The sequence below is a fragment of the Croceivirga radicis genome (assembly GCF_002072105.2).
Lineage (GTDB): Bacteria > Bacteroidota > Bacteroidia > Flavobacteriales > Flavobacteriaceae > Croceivirga > Croceivirga radicis.
Window position 1 is genome coordinate 544,272 of sequence record NZ_MTBC01000001.1, and the last position, 18,748, is coordinate 563,019.

The window sequence follows — 18,748 nt, forward strand, 5'->3', positions numbered from 1 at the left end:
ATGGATAGAAGAAGTGCACTTAGAAAAACATCATTATTTGCAGGAGCAACGGTAATAATGCCATCTATATTATCCATGCTACAATCGTGTAAAGAAGTAAACCGAATAGATTATACTCCAGAATTTTTCTCCTTAGAAGAAGCGGGCTTTTTAGCGGCCTTTGCAGATACAATTTTACCAAAAACAAGCACACCTGGAGCATTAGATGTAAACGCAGACGTATTTATAGATAAAGTGGTGGCCAATGTTTATGATAAGAAAGGTCAAGAAGACTTTAAAGCAAATATTTCAAAGTTTAATGATGAGGCAAAATCTGCCCATGGAAATGCTTTTGCGGAATTATCTAAGGAAGATAAAAACGCGTTTTTATCGGTCAAAGAAAAAAAAGGCGGTAAATTTAATAGTGGTGTATGGGGAACTGCAGTTGGCGAGCAAGAACCAGTTAGCTTTTATAGGTCTTTAAAATCTACTGTGTTATGGGCTTATTTTTCATCTGAAGAGATTGGTAAAAACGTACTTAGTTACGATCCTATTCCAGGGGCTTATCTTGGTTGTATACCATTAGAAGAGGTGGGTAACAAATGGAGTTTATAATTTAAAAAGGCCGCTTTTGCGGCCTTTTTACTTTTTTACTGTTCACCAACATGTTCTTGGTAAAATTTCCAAGCTTCATGGGCCACATCTCTGCCAAGTTTTAGACCAGCAACATTGTCTGCCTGTATATGGTAACCTCCCATTACTCTAGAAATACCTGCCATCTCTGCCGTTTCGGTAAAAGTTGGGAACTTAATAATTACTTTTTCGCCTAAATTGTCTGGTTCAGTTAAGGCGCCGGGAACCAATTCTACTTCTTCCCCAAACTCATCGCTACCCGTCCAAAGTTTTAATGCTTCTGCACAGGCACCACTTATGGTGCTGTGGCCAGAGGTGTAACTTGGAAAAGGAGGGCATAAAAAGGTGTCTGGTGAGTAGGGTCTCCATTGATTTCCATCCATTTCTATAACACCAATTCCTGGGCCACCCCATCCCTTAATAGTTTTACCGCCATAATATTCATGTACCAATGCAAATGGTCTGGCATAATCGTAAAACATTTTAGAATCCCATGACGCAATAAAGGCATCCATGGCCACGACTTGGTTGTAAAAGTACATCTTAACGTCTTGGTCTAAGGTATGGTTGTCCCTTTCAGAAACATCTTGGGCAAACTTTAACCAATGCCCTGCTTGCTGTACAGATTGTGGGCCATCTCTCATAAACTCTACAAGCGCTTTTTCTTCGTCTGTTAAATTAGCTTGCAGCTCAATAACCTCTGCAACTTCAGCTTTTAATTGTTCAGATCCTATTTTTGGTGGTGGTCCAGGTCTAAATTGGTCTCCAGATTTTAATGAAATTGGAGTAACCTTATCCCAATAAGGTGTAAGGCATTCTGGGGCAAACTGCCCGCCCTTGCCATCAGAAAAATACTTGGGCTGCCACCTGTTAGGGTCTACATTCTCTTCTACCGAGTTTATAGGTTTATAGCCTACATAATTATAATATGGAGTGCCATTAGAACCCTCTTCTTCACCATATTGGTTGGCACCGTCGTTTTTTCTGGCTTTTATAACAGCTTTGGCTGCCAAATAGCCTATGCCTTCGGGTGTATTTTTATCGGTACTTTTTAAGGTAGGGTCCAAACCAAGTTCTTCTTTCATAAAATTTGCGAACAACTCTTTATCTGCATAAAAATATTCTTCCATGGCATAATATGCAGCGTAGCTAATGGCAATTTCTTTGTTTCTTAATGTCTGTTCCTCTAAAGAAACCCGGTCTACATTCTTTAAATATACCGGTTTGGCCAAGCTGTCGTACCTGCTCCACGCATCAAATACGGCTGTGAAAATTAATCCTAGGTATCTAGAGGTAATGGTTGGCCTTGGTTTAAAACGCTCCGTGTCTAATGCGGTGGCTTCAAGGGCCATTTCACCCCATTTATAGGCTATATTTTCTATTCCTTTGGGTTCTGGTGCACTTGGTGTTTCCTTATTTTTTTGCTTACATGCAACAAAAAGCAGGGCAATTAAAAGAAATGTGGTGATTTTTTTGGTCATATTTTAGGTTTTGGTTGGACTAAAAGTATAAATTACTTTTTAACCTAAAAGTGATATTTGTTACCTTATAACGAGTTTATAAGAAATATTTTAGTTGTACCCCAACATAAAAATTTCTGCCATTTCCTGGATAATAATAGCGTGGCTCCGAACCACCAAAACCAACCGCATTTATTAAAATAGATTGCGCATAATTGGTGTTAAAAATGTTATTTATCCCTGCTTGAAATTGTGTTTGCACAGCCTTGGTGATTTTTGGTCTATACCAAATTTTGGTATGGAAAACAGAATATGCTGTGCTATAAATACTATTGGCATCGTTTAACGGAATGTTGGAGACCGTATTGTGATTTAAAAACCAGCTCAGTACTTCTTTATGGTGCACAGCGATACCGGTGTTCAAAACGTGTTTGGGTACACCTGTCAACTCGTTTCCGGCATAGTTTATATCGTCATCAATAAACTCATCAAACTCGTGCAGATTAAGACTGTAATTTAAATATGGGCTAATGTTCCAATTAGGATTAATTTTAAAGTTAAAACTAGCGTCTAGTTCCAAGCCTCTGTGCGATGTTTTACCCGCGTTTCTTCCAATGTATTGGTCTTCTCCCACCCGTTCTGCTACCAGCAGATCTTTAACCTTCATAAAATAGGTGGTTGCCTTAAGTTGGAGCTTCTCTTTAAAAAATGAGGCGTTGTATCCTAATTCATAGTTCCATCCTTTTTCTTGGGCTATGTCTGGGTTAATTATTCCGTCTGGCGTCAAGGTTTCTTCTAAGTTTGGATTGGAGAATCCCTTGTTTATCGCAGTAAATAAAATACCATTTCTTAGGTTATAGGTTAGGTTTAAACTGGGGTTTAAGATAACATCGAAATCACGTGTGGCAGAAGTATTGCCATCACTTAAAAAGCGGTCTTTAAACGCATATTTAGTTTTGTTTAGGCTTAGCCCAAATTGAGCGGTGAGCTTTTTGGAAATAGTGTGGTTAAAGGCGCCAAAAAGATAAAATTGGGTTCTAAATTCCTTGTTTTCGTTTAGTTTTTCTCCTGCTATGCTACCATTACCTTCGTTTTCCCGATATAGGTTTTCAAAGGTCTCCCAAAAGTATTCATCTTTATAAAGTTCAGTGCCAATAGTAAAATTACCGTTGAGTAATTTTCCTTTAAACACACTTCTAAGGCCAAAACCGTTGGTAAACTCGTCCAAAATATTAAATGGTCTAGGTTCAAAGTGATCTAAATAGCTGTAATAGATACTGGTGTTGTTACTAAGCTTATCATTAAATGCGTAGGTATAGGTAAGGCCTGCAAGTGTATATTTATTTGCTTCAAAACCTTTGGCTTCGTTCCAATTGGCCGCTGCAAGTTTGGGATTGTTATCAAAATCAGTCTTATTGATTGAACTAGGTATTTGTGCCGTATAGTCTATATGGTTTAACAAAATAGCTAATTTGCTTTTAGCATTAAGGATTACCCCAAGATTGAGCAAAATACCATCACGATCAAATGCGTTATTTTCTCTAAAACCGTTAGTGAAAATTGAATTATAACTCAGGTTCAAATGTATTTTTTGGGTTTGATGGGTTAATCGTAAGTTCTCTTTAAATAAATTATAAGACCCAAATATCGTACTGCTAACCACTTCTGAGCGGCCAACGATGGGTGCATTGCTGTTTAATATTATGGCGCCGCCCAAATTGGCCCCATGGGACGTGCCATTTGGACCTTTTATTACCTCTACATGACCAATATTGGCTAGGTCAAAAGCTTCAATAGATGAAAAGCCACTGCCATTGGTAATGGGAATATTATTGTAGTACAATCGTAATTTATCCGTACCATACGGTGTTCTGGCCCCTATGCCCCTAATTGTAATACGGTTAGTATTTAATGCACCGGATAAAACTTGTACGCCAGGTACTTGATTTAATACTAAGGGGGCGTCTAATGGACCAAAGGTGTTTATTTTGTCTTGTTTTATGCTGTTAGAGGATGTTATACCGTAAGCATTTTTTTGAATGAGGGATTTGGCTAAGATAATTTCGTCCAAATAAGTAATTGTGTCCGTCTGTGCCTTTACCGGCTGCTGTAAGAATACCAATAAAACTATTGGTAATATCCATGGTGTTTTCCTTTTCATCGGTACAAAAATGGCTATTTTTAAGGCAAAATTATAGCATGAAGATAGTTTCTTATAATGTTAATGGTATTCGGGCGGCACTGAAAAAAGGATTTTTGGATTGGTTGGCAACCGCTGATCCAGACGTAGTTTGCCTACAAGAAACCAAGGCGATGAAGGAACAGTTAGATTTAGAGGTCTTTGCAGCCGCAGGTTACGAATACAATTATTGGTATAGTGCGCAAAAAAAAGGATATAGTGGTGTGGCCTTATTGTGTAAACAAAAACCAGATAATGTGGCTTACGGTACGGGCATAGATTATATGGACTTTGAAGGTAGAAATTTACGTGCGGATTTTGGGGATATTTCTGTGATGAGTATGTACTTGCCTTCTGGTACCAACATTGCGAGGTTAGACCACAAATTAATGTATATGGCAGACTTTCAAAAGTATGCTGATGAACTTAGAAAAACACATCCTAATTTAATAGTTTGTGGGGATTATAACATTTGTCATAAACCTATAGATATACATGATCCGGTTAGAAACAAAAATGTATCTGGTTTTTTACCTGTAGAAAGGGAATGGTTGTCTAATTTTATAGCTAGTGGTTTTATAGATAGTTTTAGGGAATTTAATCCTGAACCGGATAATTATACATGGTGGAGTTACCGTGCCAATGCAAGAGCAAACAATAAAGGATGGCGTCTAGATTATGGAATGGTTAACGATAGCCTAAAGGACCGGATAAAACGCTCCGTAATTTTGTCAGATGCAAAGCATAGTGATCACTGCCCTATTCTTTTAGAGGTAGAATAATAACAATGTATTAAAACAGTAGTGCCCTTAAAAACCTTAATTTTGATGGTTATAGTTGAATGATGAAGTATACCAGGTTACCCAACACCAACATAAGAATTAGTAAGATTTGCCTAGGAACCATGACATGGGGTAGGCAAAATTCTGAGGAAGAAGGTCATGAGCAAATGGACTATGCCTTGGACCAAGGGGTAAATTTCTTTGACACGGCAGAATTATATCCCGTTCCTGCCAAAAAAGAGCTATATGCGGTAACCGAAGAGATTATTGGTAATTGGTTTGCTAAAACCGGTAATAGGAACAAAGTGGTATTGGCCAGTAAAATTGCCGGAAATGGGGATTATACCAAATTTATCCGAACTACAGGTTTTGCAAAAGATGCGTTGAAAACAGCTGTTGAAGGTAGTTTAAAACGGCTGCAAACAGATTATATAGACCTATATCAATTACACTGGCCAGAAAGAAATACTAATTATTTTGGTCAAAGAGGTTATAATGCCGAGCAACACGATTTTTGGGAAGATAATTTTCACCAAGTTTTAGAAACCTTAAGAGACTTGGTCCAAGAAGGTAAAATTAGGCATGTAGGTATATCTAACGAGACACCTTGGGGAACCATGAGGTATTTGGAAGAAGCCAAAGTGCATCAAGATCTACCTAGAATGCTTACCATCCAAAATCCATATAATTTATTGAATAGAACTTTTGAAATAGGACTTTCTGAGATATGTATGCGAGAGCGTATTGGGTTATTGGCCTATTCGCCCTTAGGTTTTGGAACTTTAAGTGGTAAATACCTTGGAGAAGTGCCACCAAGAAAAGGCAGAATTACCTTGTTTCCGCAGTACAATAGGTATAGTAACGAAAACGCGGTACAAGCAACCAGAAGATACCAAGAGTTGGCTGCGGAAAATGGGTTAAGCTTGGCACAAATGGCATTGGCATTTGTAAATAGCAGACCATTTTTAACCAGTAATATAATTGGTGCAACCAGCATGGAGCAATTAAAAGAAAATATAGCTTCAATTGGTATAGACTTGCCAGAAAACGTTATGAAAGGAATAGAAGAAATACATAACAGTATTCCTAATCCATCTCCATAAGCATCAACCAAATAGTTCACCTACCACATCTTCAATCTTAGAAACTAGTTTTAGTTCTAAATTGGTGTGTTTAAGTCCTATTTTGTTCGCTTTAGAAACATAAATAGTAGAAAAACCTAGTTTTTCTGCCTCTAGTATCCGCTGGTCTACCCGTTGTACTGGTCTTATTTCGCCTGCAAGGCCTACTTCTGCGGCAAAACAGGTACCTTTTTCTATTGGTATGTCTGCATTGCTAGATAAAATAGCTGCTATCACCGCTAAATCAATAGCGGGATCGTCTACACTTATGCCGCCTGTAATATTTAGGAAAACATCTTTGGCCGCCAATTTAAAACCGGCTCTTTTTTCTAGAACGGCCAAAAGCATATTTAGTCTTTTTACGTTAAAGCCGGTAGCAGAACGTTGCGGAGTGCCGTAAACCGCACTGCTTACCAATGCTTGTATTTCTATAAGCAATGGGCGCATCCCTTCTACCGTAGCAGATATAGCAGTTCCGCTAAGTTCCCCAGCTGCATTAGAAATTAAAACTTCAGAGGGGTTGGTAACCTCTCGTAAACCATTACCAAACATTTCATAAATGCCAAGCTCTGCGGTAGATCCAAATCTATTTTTTAGGGAACGTAGAATACGATAAACGTAATTTCGGTCTCCCTCAAACTGTAGCACAGTATCTACCATATGCTCCAATATTTTTGGTCCGGCAATATTCCCATCTTTTGTAATGTGCCCAACAAGCAAAACTGGGGTATTACTTTCTTTGGCAAACTTAATGAGTTCTGCCGTGCACTCTCTTATTTGAGAAATGCTACCAGCAGCAGATTCTATATAATCTGTATGTAGGGTTTGTATGGAGTCTATGATGACCAACTCTGGGGTTACCGCAGCAACTTGTTTAAAAATATGCTGTGTCTTAGTTTCGGTAAGAATGTAACAATTGTCCGTATTATTTTCAATACGCTCTGCTCGCATTTTTATCTGCTTCTGGCTTTCTTCGCCAGACACATATAGCACTTTTAAGTCTAATTTAAGTGCCATTTGTAATAACAACGTACTTTTACCAATACCTGGTTCGCCCCCTAATAAGGTAAGGGAACCAGGTACTAGACCGCCACCCAAAACACGGTTAAATTCGCCATCTTTGGTATTAAGGCGTACTTCTTTATCATTGCTGATTTCTGAAATACGGAGCGGTTTTGCAGTCCTTTTTACAGAGGTATCGGTCTGTTTCCAAGAAGATTTAGTTTCTTTTTGTACCACTTCTTCAACAACGGTATTCCATTGTTTGCAAGAAGAGCATTGTCCTACCCATTTGGCAAATTGGGCGCCACAATTTTGACAAAAATAAGCTGTTTTGGTCTTCGCCATTTATATACGATCTAGATGGCTAAGATACAGGTATAGCTAGTTAAAAACCAAAGTCTGCCTTAAGTGCATCTATTTTTTCTAGGGCCATGTCCTTGGTAAGAAAATCAATTTCGTTCATTAAAAAAGATTTCTCAAAAGCTTTCATGGCTTTTTTAGGTTCACCTTCCAATTCTAAGGCTTCTCCTTCTAGGTAAAAACCAAGCATAGTTTCTGGATATTGTGCCTTGCAGATTTTTGAAAGCGCATCTAGCGATTCAAAATCTTCTTTTTTTAGTGATGCGGCATAAATGGCCATAATGTCATTTAATTCAATATCACTTTTGTAGCCCAAGAACTTCTCTATCATTTCGTATTTGTTGGTCAAATACTGCATTGGAGAATCTTCGGATTTTAAAATTTGCTCTTTGTACTCTTTTGGGGTTATAGGGCGAAACATTTTAAAAGTATTATCAAACACTTTGCTAAGTCCGTACGCTGCAATAGAAGTATGGTCTGGTTCTTCGTACTCATCAAAAGAAAAATGTAGGCTTTCTTTTTCTATGCTGCTTACCGCATTTTTAAGTTGTAATACGCGATTTCTATCTTCTGTTTTGTCTTTTTCTATGATAAGGCTATAGAAAAGCTCTTGGTCTAAGTCTGACAATCTTGCTGGAATTCTACTTTCCATTTCTGGAGCCAAAACAGGCGATATTAAAATGTATGCATTAAATAGTGAGCGATCTTTAAATAAGAAGTAGTTACCAAAATTCGCCGTAATATCATACCCCATGAACATTTTAAAAGGAGCAACGTTGTATTGGGTTTCTAGATAAGGTATCAATTCTGTTCCTAAAAATTCGTAGAATAATTTTCCTTTTTCAGTAGGCAATCCCGTGCTTTGTTCAAAATCACAATCTTCCCACCGTATATCATTTTCTAATTGATGAACACCAACCACAATACTTTGTGGCATTCGATGAAATTTGCTGTAGAATTTGGTGTACGCTACAGCCAAATCAAATAAGTGGTCAGCATCTAAAACAACAATCAAGGGGTATTTTTTATCCTCAGAATAATCTTCTGGAAAGTAATAGGATACATCTCTTCTTTCTTGAAGTTTAAAGGATTCAAATATTTCTTTTTTCACCTGAGCGTTCAAGGCTAAGGTGCACAATAAGAAAAAGGTAAATAAAGATTTGGACATGGTAAACGGTTATAGGTAGTCTATCAAGACTATTTACTTCTGTTCCATAACGGTAATACCATAAAAGATATTGCGCCCAAAACAACAACCATAACGGTTTGGGCAATCCACATAATCCAACCAAAAGTGTCTCCGCCCGTTTTGGCAATGCCAAAAAGGCTCAAGGCGCTGCTTACAGCAATAGGGTATAGGCCTAGCCCGCCATTAGTGGCAGACATGGCAAATGCACCGGCAACAAACGCTACCAATAATTGTGAAAGGCTTAAAGCAGCCGTTTCTGGAATGGTATATTTAATAGCCCAAAACATGGCTACATAGCACCCCCAAATTAGGATTGTATGAAAAATAAAACCAAACTTATTTTTCATTTTGAGTATGCTGGCAACACCATCTAAAAGGCCGTCTAAGAAACCCTTTATCTTAAGGACGAAGTTGGACTTTGATTTTTTTAATATTCGTTTTCCTATCAATAGACCTACTACACCAACTAAAAGGGCAATGCCACCAGCCACCAACCCAATACCCTTTTCTTCTAAATAGTCCCAAATAATATCGGTCTGTAACATTAACGCCGTAAAAATGATGAGTAAAAGCATTATTAAATCAACAATGCGTTCGGTCACAATGGTACCAAAGCCTTTCTCAAAAGGTACATTCTCATAGGTTGAAAGTGCTGTAGCCCTCAATATTTCTCCTGATCGGGGTATACCTAAATTAGCAAAGTAGGATATGAAAACGATTAAGGAATTGTTTACCAAACTTGGTCTGTAACCCAAGGGGTGTAACAGGTAGTTCCACCGAATAGCTCTAGAAATATGGCTTATAATGCCTAATGCTATAGAAACAAATACCCAAGTAAGATTTGCATTGGCAATGCTCTCTACAATTAATTTACGATCGGCCTCTGTTGTGGCATTATAAGAGTACCAAATTAAAAATAGTCCCAACAAAATTGGGACTATAAGCTTTATTATTTTTTTGGTTCTAGAACTCAATTATTGTAAAAGATTGTTCTCTTCGTTAGGAAATACCAGTGAGGGATTAAACTCTTTGGCTTCCTCTATTGGCATCCAAGAGTAGGTTATAAGAATAAGGATATCTCCTTTGGCAACTTTTCTGGCTGCTGCCCCGTTTAGGGTTATTTCCCCTGACCCCCTAGGTCCTGGTATGGCATAGGTTTCTAGGCGTTCGCCATTGTTGTTGTTTACTATTTGGACTTTCTCTCCGCGTACAATGTTTGCGGCGTCCATTAAATCTTCATCTATGGTAATGCTGCCTATATAATTAAGGTCTGCGCCTGTAACTTTAACCCTATGTATCTTAGACTTTACTACTTCTACCTGCATTGTTACTATTCTTAATTTAACGGCATGTTATCTATTAATCTAACGCCATCTGCATAAACGGCTATGAATGCCCTATATTTTAAATCTGATTGAACTTTTTTGGCTGGGGTTAAAGTGCTTTCGTCCGTAATTTCAAAATATTCCATTTCAAAAATTGTATTCTGCGCAAAAGCATGTTGCACCCATTCCTTTATATCTTGTACATTTTCCGTGCCAAATTTACGTTTGGCAGTCTGCAAGGTGTTGAAAATGAAACCAGCAGCTTTTCTAGTCGTTTTGCTAAGCCTTTCATTACGGCTACTTCTTGCTAAACCGTTTTCTTCTCTAGAAATAGGGCAAGGCACTATGGTTACGGGTAACTTTTTATTCGCGACTAGCTTTGTAATAATCTGAAGTTGCTGAAAATCTTTTTCGCCAAAGTATGCCTTGTTTGGGTTTACAGTTGTTAAAAGCAATTCAACAATAGTGGCTACACCATTAAAGTGGCCTGGCCTAAAAGCACCTTCCATTACTTTTTCTAAGCCATTGAACTCGTACGTTTTTGAGGTTATTTGTCCGTCATAGATACCCTCTTTGGTAGGGGTAAAAAGAATAATATTGTTAGAGATAGTCCGTAATAATTCAATATCTTCTTTTAGCGTATTTGGATATTTTTCTAAATCCTCTTTATTATCAAATTGTGTAGGGTTAACAAAAATACTTACTACAACTATGTCGTTTTCTGTCAAGGCTTGCTCTACCAAGGATAAATGCCCTTTATGAAGCGCCCCCATAGTGGGTACAAAGCCTACGGCCAAATTGTCTGTTTGTTGTTTTTCAAGAACGCTTTTAAGTTCTTCTTTATCTTGAATTACCTGCATTTTTTGCTTTAAAACCGGCCAAAAATACTATAAATACTAGTAAGTTGCATAAATTTTGTACTTTTGCAGCTACGTTTTGACAGAAGAACCAAAATAAGATCTATGACTGGTAAAAAGATATTGTTCGTATCTTCAGAATTAATTCCCTATCTCCCAGAGAACCAAGTTTCCAAAATGTCTTATGAGACGCCAAGAATGGTTAACAGCAATGGCGGCCAAATAAGGATATTTATGCCAAGATATGGCAATATTAATGAAAGGAGACATCAATTACACGAAGTAATAAGATTATCTGGTATGAATTTAGTAATCAATGACATGGATATGCCATTGATCATAAAGGTAGCTTCAATTCCTAAAGAACGTATTCAGGTTTATTTTATAGATAACGATGAATATTTTAAAAGGAAGGCCACATTTAAAGATAAGGAAGGAAACCTTTTTCCTGATAATGATGAACGTGCTATATTCTTTGCAAAAGGGGTTGTAGAAACCGTTAAAAAATTAAATTGGACCCCAGATATAATTCATGTGCATGGGTGGATGGCTTCTCTATTGCCTTTGTATCTTAAGGAGTATTATGCAGATGAGCCAATTTTTGCGGATAGTAAAATTGTAACTTCTGTATATGATAATGGCTTTGAAGGTACTTTGGATGCAGAAATGATAAATAAAGTTGCATTTGATGGTATTGAAAAAGATAAAATAGGCGCTATTGCAGAGCCTGACTATAATAATTTGTTAAAGGTGGCAGTAGATTATTCCGATGCTGTAATTTTAGCTTCAGAAGGTGTGTCGGACGAATTAAAGGACCATATTTCTAAATTAGAAAAACCCGTTTTACCATATGTTTCATTTCAAGAAACAGAAGAGGCGTACACGGAGTTTTATAACAATCAAGTTTTAAAGTAAACCGTATGGTTTTAGTAAAAAGGGGTGTCGCGGTTATCGCTGCGGTGTTTTGCTTTGCAATTTTGGCAGTTTCTTGTGAGGAAGAACTAGAAACTTTAGGAGAAGGAGTTGTTGGGGGTGAGCCGTTTACCACGGGTAGGGCGTATTATGATGTTTTTGTTCAGAACAAAAAAATTGTATCCGTCCAAACCAATAAAATGCCCGTCTATCAAGCTGGTGTTTACAATGATCCAATATTTGGTAGAAGAGAATCTATAATAACCTCTCAGTTAACTTTAAGTTCTGGTAATCCAACCTTTGGTAATCTTAGGCCAAATGTAGAGTTGCTGGAAGATCAAAGTGGAAATAGGGATACCATTGCCGAAAATGAAACAGTAACCAGTGTTTACTTGTATCTTCCTTTTTTACAGGTGCCAGCAGCAAGTAATGATGCTGATGGTGACGGTGTGCCAGATGAATTGGATAAAGACCCTAATAGTGCAACGAGTGATTACGACGGTGATGGAGTAACGGATATTCAAGAGAGTAGTAATGGAACAGACCCTTTTAATGAAGACACCGATGGTGATGGTATTAATGATGGTGAGGATGAAGTTACTTTAGCTAACAATTTTCCAAGAACCTTTGCTATAGATAGTATTTTTTCTAGTGCAAAAAGAACTTTAGAGGCTCAAGATTTTTATGTTGGTAAGACCATTAATTTAAAAGTTGAGCGCTCTTCTTATTTCTTAAGAGATTTAGATCCAAATGCTGGTTTTCTAGAGGCGCAAGAATATTACAGTAATACAGATATTACATCATTTGTAGATGGTGCTCCTTTGTTTGAGGGCGAAGTGACAATTGATAATATGGAAATTGTGGAGTATGGTGAAGAAGATGATCCAGATACCGATCAAAATGAAACTGAAACTATTACCACAAGATTAAATCCAGGGATTAGGGTTCCGTTAGATATTGAGTTTTTTCAAGAAAATATTTTAAATAAAGAGGGCGAGTCAGAATTATTAAGTCAGGCTAATTTTACCCAATTCTTAAGAGGATTGCATTTAAGTGTGGCACCAGGAAGCGAGTTGCAAGACGTTTTGTTGTTGTTTGATATGTCTCAAGCCAATATTACAATCAATTATGAGTATGATGATTATATAATTGATTCGGAAACGGATACCGGTAGTGTAGAGCAAATAGAATCTTCTTATACCCTTAATTTTATCCAAAATACAAGCACTGCTACCATTGGTAATGCAGTAAACACTTTTATAGATGAGCCGTACAGTGCGGAGATAGCAAGCCAGCTTTCTAGTAGCGAAAATGCTGAGCGTATTTATTTAAAAGGTGGATCTGGAGCTTATGCCATGGTTAGATTGTTTGGGGAAGATGGCGGAGCCTCATTGATCAATGACATTAAACAAAACAATTGGATTATTAATGAAGCTAACTTGGTTTATTATGTGGATGAATCAAAAATCGCAAGTGTTGGCGGAACCATAGAGCCGCCAAGATTGTTCCTTTATAATGCGGAGACCAATAATCCTATTCATGATATAACCGATGTTGCTTCGGCTCAATCCAGTTTAGAAACGTATCCTAAATATGATGGCGTATTGCAATCTAGTGGAGGAGTAGGTCAAAAATATTCTGTAAAAATTACGGAGCACTTAAATAATATCATTGTTAGAGACTCTGTAAATGCTGATTTAAATTTAACACTTACCTCAAACTTAGGTATAACCGCTGTTTTGGAGGCACAAACAGAATTGGGAATGGACGATCTTCCAGTGATGTCTACCATAAATCCATTGGGGACTGTGTTATATGGTCCAAATTTACCTTCGGAGTTAAGCGATAAAAAATTACGATTAGAAATTTTCTACACCACGGCAAACTAGTTATACATCGTAACGGGTAACTTGTAGTCAATTATTGTTATGTCAACTAAAAGTATAAGAATACTTCCATATTTCCGTTACTTTTGTGTTGAACTACTTACTATTAACATTAATTTGAACTATAAATATGTGTGGAATTGTTGGCTACATAGGTCATAGGGATGCTTATCCCATAATTATAAAAGGCTTACAAAGGTTAGAATATAGAGGTTATGATAGTGCCGGTATCGTTTTATTTGATGGTAAAGGCACTAAATTGGCTAAGACTAAAGGTAAAGTAGAAGACCTTATTAAAAGGTCCAAAGAATCCATAAGTTTAGAAGGCAAACTAGGTTTGGGGCACACTAGATGGGCAACCCATGGTGTTCCTAATGATGTAAATTCGCATCCGCATTATTCTAATTCAGGCGAGTTGTGTATTATACACAACGGCATTATCGAGAACTATGAATCGATAAAAACAGCGCTTACCAAAAGAGGGTATACCTTTAAATCAGATACAGATACAGAAGTGCTTATCAACTTAATAGAAGAAGTTAAAAAGCAAGAGGGTGTAAAGCTGGGAAAAGCTGTTCAAATTGCGCTAAATCAAGTGGTAGGCGCCTATGCCATTGCGGTTTTTGATATAAATAAACCAGATGAGATAGTTGTTGCAAAATTAGGTAGCCCATTGGCCATTGGTATTGGAGAAAACGAATACTTTATAGCATCAGACGCATCTCCTTTTATAGAGTATACCAATAATGCTGTTTATCTGGAAGACGAAGAAATGGCAATTATTAGATTGGGTAAAGAAATTAAACTTAGAAAAATAAAGGATGATGCTATTGCGTATCCTAATATTCTTGAGCTTCAGTTAAACTTAGAAGAGATAGAAAAAGGGGGTTACGACCATTTTATGCTCAAGGAGATTTACGAGCAGCCAAGGGCAATCTTAGATACGTATAGGGGTAGGTTGCTTGCGGATCAAGGGATTATTAGAATGGCCGGTATTGACCAAAACCTTGAAAGATTTACCAATGCGAACAGAATTATAATTGTTGCTTGCGGTACATCTTGGCATGCTGGTCTGGTAGCAGAGTATATTTTTGAAGATTTAGCAAGAATACCCGTAGAGGTTGAGTATGCGTCTGAATTTAGATATAGAAATCCCGTAATTACCGAGAAAGATGTTTTAATCGCAATTTCACAATCCGGTGAAACTGCAGATACCTTGGCTGCAATTAAAATGGCTAAAGAAAAAGGCGCTTTTGTGTTCGGGGTATGTAATGTGGTTGGCTCTTCCATTGCTAGAGAAACTCATGCTGGTGCCTATACACATGCTGGCCCTGAAATTGGTGTGGCTTCAACTAAGGCGTTTACTACGCAAATAACGGTATTAACCCTTATCGCTTTAAAACTAGGAAAAGCAAATGGAGCTTTGTCTGAATCTAAATTTCATGAATACCTAACTCAGTTAGAGGGTGTGCCCGCTAAGGTAGAAAAGGCCTTGGAATCCAACGCAATTATTGAGGAAATTGCCGCGGTGTATAAAGATTCTCCAAACTGTCTCTATTTGGGTAGGGGGTACAATTTTCCAGTGGCTCTTGAAGGTGCTTTAAAGCTAAAAGAGATTAGTTACATACATGCAGAAGGTTATCCGGCAGCAGAGATGAAACACGGACCAATAGCTTTGATAGATGAGCAAATGCCTGTAGTGGTTATTGCAACCAAACGTGGACATTATGAAAAAGTAGTAAGTAACATACAAGAAATAAAATCACGGAAGGGAAAGATAATCGCAATAGTTTTTGAAGGCGATACTGTTGTAAAGGGAATTGCAGACCATGTTATAGAAGTTCCAGAAACAATAGAATCTTTATCTCCGCTATTAACAACTATTCCCTTGCAATTATTATCGTATCATATTGCTTTAATGAGAGGCTGTAATGTAGATCAACCTAGAAACTTGGCAAAATCTGTTACCGTAGAATAATTTTATAAAAGTAAATAAGTCTTAAACCGTCCAATTGGACGGTTTTTTTATGAATTATCTATTAATAAAGGGGATTAATTGAAAAAAAAGTATTATGCATGCATAATTTTTTAGAATTTGCATTGTGGGAATTTCAAAAAAATGTATCTTCCAACCTGATAAATTAACTTTTTTTTAAACTAACTTAATACAAATACTTAACGGATGAGAAGAATTCTATTCGCATTAGTTTTGCTTATTAGTGGTTCTGTATTGGCCCAGACAACCGTGTCTGGTACTGTGGTGGACCAAAATAATGAGCCAGTTCCCGGAGCCAATGTTGTGGTTGTAGGTGTAGCAGAAGGAGCCGTTGCCGACTTTGATGGTAATTTTACGCTGACTAGTACTTTAAACCCACCATTTCAAATTAAAGTTTCAAGTGTAGGTTTTGACGAGGCTACCGTACAGATTACAAAGAACAATCAGGTTGTGAACGTAACCATAAATGAAAGTTCTACTTTATTGGATGAGATTGTAATTTCTGCATCTAGAACGCCAGAAAGATTGTTTGAGTCTCCTGTTTCAGTAGAGCGTTTTGGTTTAAGAGAAATTAAGAATACTACTGCGGAATCTTTCTACGGGGGTCTGCAAAATTTAAAAGGTGTAGACATAAACACCAATAGTTTAACTTTTCAATCGGTTAACACAAGAGGTTTTGCCACATTCGCCAATAACCGTTTTTTACAATTGGTAGATGGTATGGATAATACGGCGCCAGGTCTAAACTTTGTTTTAGGAAACTTGGTAGGTATGTCAGAATTAGATGTGCAGAGCGTGGAAATTTTACCTGGTGCTTCATCTGCGCTTTACGGTGCAGGGGCGTTTAATGGTATCTTATTTATGAGAAGTAAAAATCCATTTGATTTTCAAGGAATTAGTGCGTATGCCAAAACTGGGATCACTTCTCAGGAAGCTGCTGGTGATAACCAGTATTACGATGTAGGTATTCGTGCAGCTCATGCGTTTAGTGATAAAGTAGCAGTTAAAGCTAATTTTTCTTTTTTACAGGGTGAAGATTGGCACGCCAATAATTATACAGATTTAAATAACCCTGGTGCGGACCGTTCCAATCCTGGATATGATGGATTAAATGTATATGGTGACGAAGTAAGTACAACGTTAAACTTTGATGAACTTGCAGGCTTGCCTTCTGGAACCGTTGGTTCGGCTTTTGTTACAAGAACTGGTTATGAGGAGCGTGATTTAGCTAATTATAATGCGCAAAGCGTAAAATCTGATTTTGCTCTGCATTACCGTCCTTGGGGTAATGATTTCGAAATAATTTTAAACAGTAGAATTGGTAGGGGTACAACTATCTACCAAGGAGCTAACAGATATTCTGTTGCTGGATTTAAAATGCAACAACATAAAATTGAATTGAAGAACGACAACTTCTTCCTTCGGGGATATATCGTTTCAGAAAATTCTGGGGATGCTTATGACACTAGGTTTGCCGCAATCAATATAAATAGAAGATGGAAGCGAGATGCTCCAAATCCAAATAATCCTAATGAACCATCTTGGTTTGGAGATTATGCTGGAACATATATTCGAACTTTCTTGGGATTAGTTCAAGGTCAAGGTCTATCTAGAGAAGATGCTTCGGTTCAAGCGCATGCGGCTGCAAGAGCTGCTGCTGATACGGGAAGGTTAATTCCCGGAACCCCTGAATTCCAAAATGCGTTTAACTCTGTGGTAACTGACGGTGATTTGACAACAGGTGCCAAATTTATAGATAACACCAAATTTCGTCATGTTAATGGTAATTATAATTTAGCTCACTTAATCAATGATTGGGCAGATATCCAAGTTGGCGGCTCTTTTAGAGAATATGAGCTAAGTTCCAATGGAACTATTTTTACGGATTATGATGGTCCAATAACCTACAATGAGTTTGGGGCCTATGCGCAATTGCAAAAGAAATTTGCGGATGATCGCTTAAAACTGACTTTGTCTGGTAGATATGATAAAAATGAGTTCTTTGATGGATTCTTGTCTCCTAGAGCAGGTATTTCTGCAACTTTGGGTGAAAATAGAAACCATAACATTAGAGCTTCCATTCAACAAGGTTTCCGTAACCCAACCACGCAGGATTTGTTCATTGGATTAAATGCTGGTAGGGCCATTTTAGTGGGTTCTGCCCCAGATAATTTAGATAGGGACGTAAGAACGTTTAGTGTAAGTGATAGAGGTCAAGAAGACTTTGGGCAACCTGCAACTGTAGAGGTAGTAGGCAGGGCAGCTTACGAAAACTCCTATACTGCTTCGTCTGCTCAAGCTTTTGCATTAAGTAGAGATGTTTCTGATTTACAGGTAGCAAATCCAGATATTATTAAACCAGAAGAGATTACTGCTGTTGAATTGGGTTACAGAACGCAACTAGGTAAATTTACCATAGATTTAAGTGGCTACTATAACAGTTATAAAAACTTTATAGCTAATGTTAATACTGTTGTGCCATTTTATGGAGAAGCAGGTGATGGGGGCTTGTCTGCCATTGCTCTTGCAAACGAAGATTTTCAGGTGTACCAAGCCTATACCAACTCAGATGTAAACATTAATTCTTGGGGTGCAACCGCTGGTGTTGATACAAAAATCTTCGGAAATTTTGATTTGGGTGTAAATTATACCTACGCGGATTTGGATTTTGATAAAGCGTCAAATCCAGATTTTAGAACCAATTTTAACACACCAAAACATAAGGTTAAAGCTTCTTTTGGAAATACGGAATTATTTAAAAATTTCGGATTTGGAATAAACTATAGGTGGAGTGATTCTTTCTTCTGGGAAGCTTCTTTTGCAGATGGGGATGTGCCGGCTTATACAGTCTTAGACGCACAAATCAATTATACGGTACCATCTATTAAATCTATCTTTAAGGTAGGCGGGAGCAATATTTTAGGAGAAGAATATTATACAGCTTTCGGTAGTGGTAATATTGGATCTATATTCTTTGTTTCTTGGACAATTAATCCTTAAGAGTATCAACTTATTATAAATAAATAAAGGGCATTCAATGGAATGCCCTTTTTAGTTTTGCAAAAAA

General features: G+C 37.4%; 14 protein-coding genes. 7 read left to right on the forward strand and 7 right to left on the reverse strand.

Annotated elements, in window-relative coordinates; genetic code table 11:
• Positions 1-594: a gluconate 2-dehydrogenase subunit 3 family protein gene (locus tag BUL40_RS02450; RefSeq protein ID WP_080317932.1), complete on the forward strand. Its 594-nt coding sequence runs from the start codon at positions 1-3 to the stop codon at positions 592-594.
• Positions 595-629: 35 nt separating this feature from the next.
• Here BUL40_RS02450 and BUL40_RS02455 read toward each other — a convergent pair whose 3' ends face one another.
• Together BUL40_RS02455 and BUL40_RS02460 are read right to left on the reverse strand one after the other, a co-directional pair.
• Complete coding sequence (locus BUL40_RS02455; RefSeq protein ID WP_080317933.1) at positions 630-2,093, reverse strand: vanadium-dependent haloperoxidase; 1,464 nt, start codon at positions 2,091-2,093, stop codon at positions 630-632.
• Between the two features lie 76 nt (positions 2,094-2,169).
• Positions 2,170-4,233, reverse strand: a complete 2,064-nt coding sequence (locus BUL40_RS02460; RefSeq protein ID WP_080317934.1) for a TonB-dependent receptor family protein — start codon at positions 4,231-4,233, stop codon at positions 2,170-2,172.
• A 38-nt stretch (positions 4,234-4,271) separates the two neighbouring features.
• Here BUL40_RS02460 and BUL40_RS02465 point away from each other — a divergent pair, with 38 nt between their 5' ends.
• Positions 4,272-5,033: an exodeoxyribonuclease III gene (locus BUL40_RS02465; protein ID WP_080317935.1), complete on the forward strand. Its 762-nt coding sequence runs from the start codon at positions 4,272-4,274 to the stop codon at positions 5,031-5,033.
• A 62-nt stretch (positions 5,034-5,095) separates the two neighbouring features.
• Positions 5,096-6,136 (forward strand): aldo/keto reductase, encoded by a 1,041-nt coding sequence (locus BUL40_RS02470; protein WP_080317936.1) that lies wholly within the window; start codon positions 5,096-5,098, stop codon positions 6,134-6,136.
• 3 nt (positions 6,137-6,139) lie between these two features.
• On the opposite strand, the gene radA is transcribed toward BUL40_RS02470, so the two are convergent.
• Genes radA through panC form a run of 5 tightly spaced genes read right to left on the reverse strand, consistent with a single transcriptional unit; the run spans position 6,140 to position 10,890 of the window.
• Complete coding sequence (radA, locus tag BUL40_RS02475) at positions 6,140-7,501, reverse strand: DNA repair protein RadA (protein ID WP_080317937.1); 1,362 nt, start codon at positions 7,499-7,501, stop codon at positions 6,140-6,142.
• A gap of 40 nt (positions 7,502-7,541) precedes the next feature.
• Entirely contained in the window at positions 7,542-8,684 is a 1,143-nt protein-coding gene (locus BUL40_RS02480) for an alpha/beta hydrolase (RefSeq protein WP_080317938.1), read from the reverse strand.
• A 29-nt stretch (positions 8,685-8,713) separates the two neighbouring features.
• The gene (locus BUL40_RS02485) at positions 8,714-9,679 is read right to left on the reverse strand and encodes a lysylphosphatidylglycerol synthase transmembrane domain-containing protein (protein ID WP_080317939.1); all 966 of its coding nucleotides are present in this window, start codon (positions 9,677-9,679) and stop codon (positions 8,714-8,716) included.
• Positions 9,680-10,030, reverse strand: a complete 351-nt coding sequence (gene panD, locus BUL40_RS02490; protein WP_080317940.1) for an aspartate 1-decarboxylase — start codon at positions 10,028-10,030, stop codon at positions 9,680-9,682.
• A gap of 11 nt (positions 10,031-10,041) precedes the next feature.
• A complete protein-coding gene (gene panC / locus BUL40_RS02495) occupies positions 10,042-10,890 on the reverse strand; it encodes a pantoate--beta-alanine ligase (protein ID WP_080317941.1) in 849 nt (282 codons plus the stop codon).
• Between the two features lie 102 nt (positions 10,891-10,992).
• Between panC and BUL40_RS02500 the strand changes: the two genes are divergently transcribed.
• From BUL40_RS02500 to BUL40_RS02515, 4 genes are all read left to right on the forward strand, one after another.
• Positions 10,993-11,802 carry a glycogen/starch synthase gene (locus BUL40_RS02500; protein WP_010516472.1) on the forward strand — a complete coding sequence of 270 codons (810 nt, stop codon included), beginning with the start codon at positions 10,993-10,995 and terminating at the stop codon, positions 11,800-11,802.
• Between the two features lie 5 nt (positions 11,803-11,807).
• The gene (locus BUL40_RS02505) at positions 11,808-13,688 is read left to right on the forward strand and encodes a DUF4270 domain-containing protein (RefSeq protein WP_080317942.1); all 1,881 of its coding nucleotides are present in this window, start codon (positions 11,808-11,810) and stop codon (positions 13,686-13,688) included.
• Positions 13,689-13,815: 127 nt separating this feature from the next.
• Positions 13,816-15,663: a glutamine--fructose-6-phosphate transaminase (isomerizing) gene (gene glmS, locus BUL40_RS02510; protein WP_080317943.1), complete on the forward strand. Its 1,848-nt coding sequence runs from the start codon at positions 13,816-13,818 to the stop codon at positions 15,661-15,663.
• Positions 15,664-15,867: 204 nt separating this feature from the next.
• Entirely contained in the window at positions 15,868-18,681 is a 2,814-nt protein-coding gene (locus tag BUL40_RS02515; RefSeq protein ID WP_080317944.1) for a TonB-dependent receptor, read from the forward strand.
• Positions 18,682-18,748: the final 67 nt, after the last annotated feature.

What these genes read in the sequence shown, in the direction of transcription:
- BUL40_RS02450 (WP_080317932.1), top strand. Translation starts at nt 1, where the DNA reads ATGGATAGAAGAAGTGCACTTAGAAAAACATCATTATTTGCAGGAGCA.
- radA (WP_080317937.1), bottom strand. Translation starts at nt 7,501, where the DNA reads ATGGCGAAGACCAAAACAGCTTATTTTTGTCAAAATTGTGGCGCCCAA.
- BUL40_RS02515 (WP_080317944.1), top strand. Translation starts at nt 15,868, where the DNA reads ATGAGAAGAATTCTATTCGCATTAGTTTTGCTTATTAGTGGTTCTGTA.
- BUL40_RS02480 (WP_080317938.1), bottom strand. Translation starts at nt 8,684, where the DNA reads ATGTCCAAATCTTTATTTACCTTTTTCTTATTGTGCACCTTAGCCTTG.
- BUL40_RS02500 (WP_010516472.1), top strand. Translation starts at nt 10,993, where the DNA reads ATGACTGGTAAAAAGATATTGTTCGTATCTTCAGAATTAATTCCCTAT.
- panC (WP_080317941.1), bottom strand. Translation starts at nt 10,890, where the DNA reads ATGCAGGTAATTCAAGATAAAGAAGAACTTAAAAGCGTTCTTGAAAAA.
- BUL40_RS02465 (WP_080317935.1), top strand. Translation starts at nt 4,272, where the DNA reads ATGAAGATAGTTTCTTATAATGTTAATGGTATTCGGGCGGCACTGAAA.
- BUL40_RS02470 (WP_080317936.1), top strand. Translation starts at nt 5,096, where the DNA reads ATGAAGTATACCAGGTTACCCAACACCAACATAAGAATTAGTAAGATT.
- panD (WP_080317940.1), bottom strand. Translation starts at nt 10,030, where the DNA reads ATGCAGGTAGAAGTAGTAAAGTCTAAGATACATAGGGTTAAAGTTACA.
- BUL40_RS02455 (WP_080317933.1), bottom strand. Translation starts at nt 2,093, where the DNA reads ATGACCAAAAAAATCACCACATTTCTTTTAATTGCCCTGCTTTTTGTT.
- BUL40_RS02505 (WP_080317942.1), top strand. Translation starts at nt 11,808, where the DNA reads ATGGTTTTAGTAAAAAGGGGTGTCGCGGTTATCGCTGCGGTGTTTTGC.
- glmS (WP_080317943.1), top strand. Translation starts at nt 13,816, where the DNA reads ATGTGTGGAATTGTTGGCTACATAGGTCATAGGGATGCTTATCCCATA.
- BUL40_RS02460 (WP_080317934.1), bottom strand. Translation starts at nt 4,233, where the DNA reads ATGAAAAGGAAAACACCATGGATATTACCAATAGTTTTATTGGTATTC.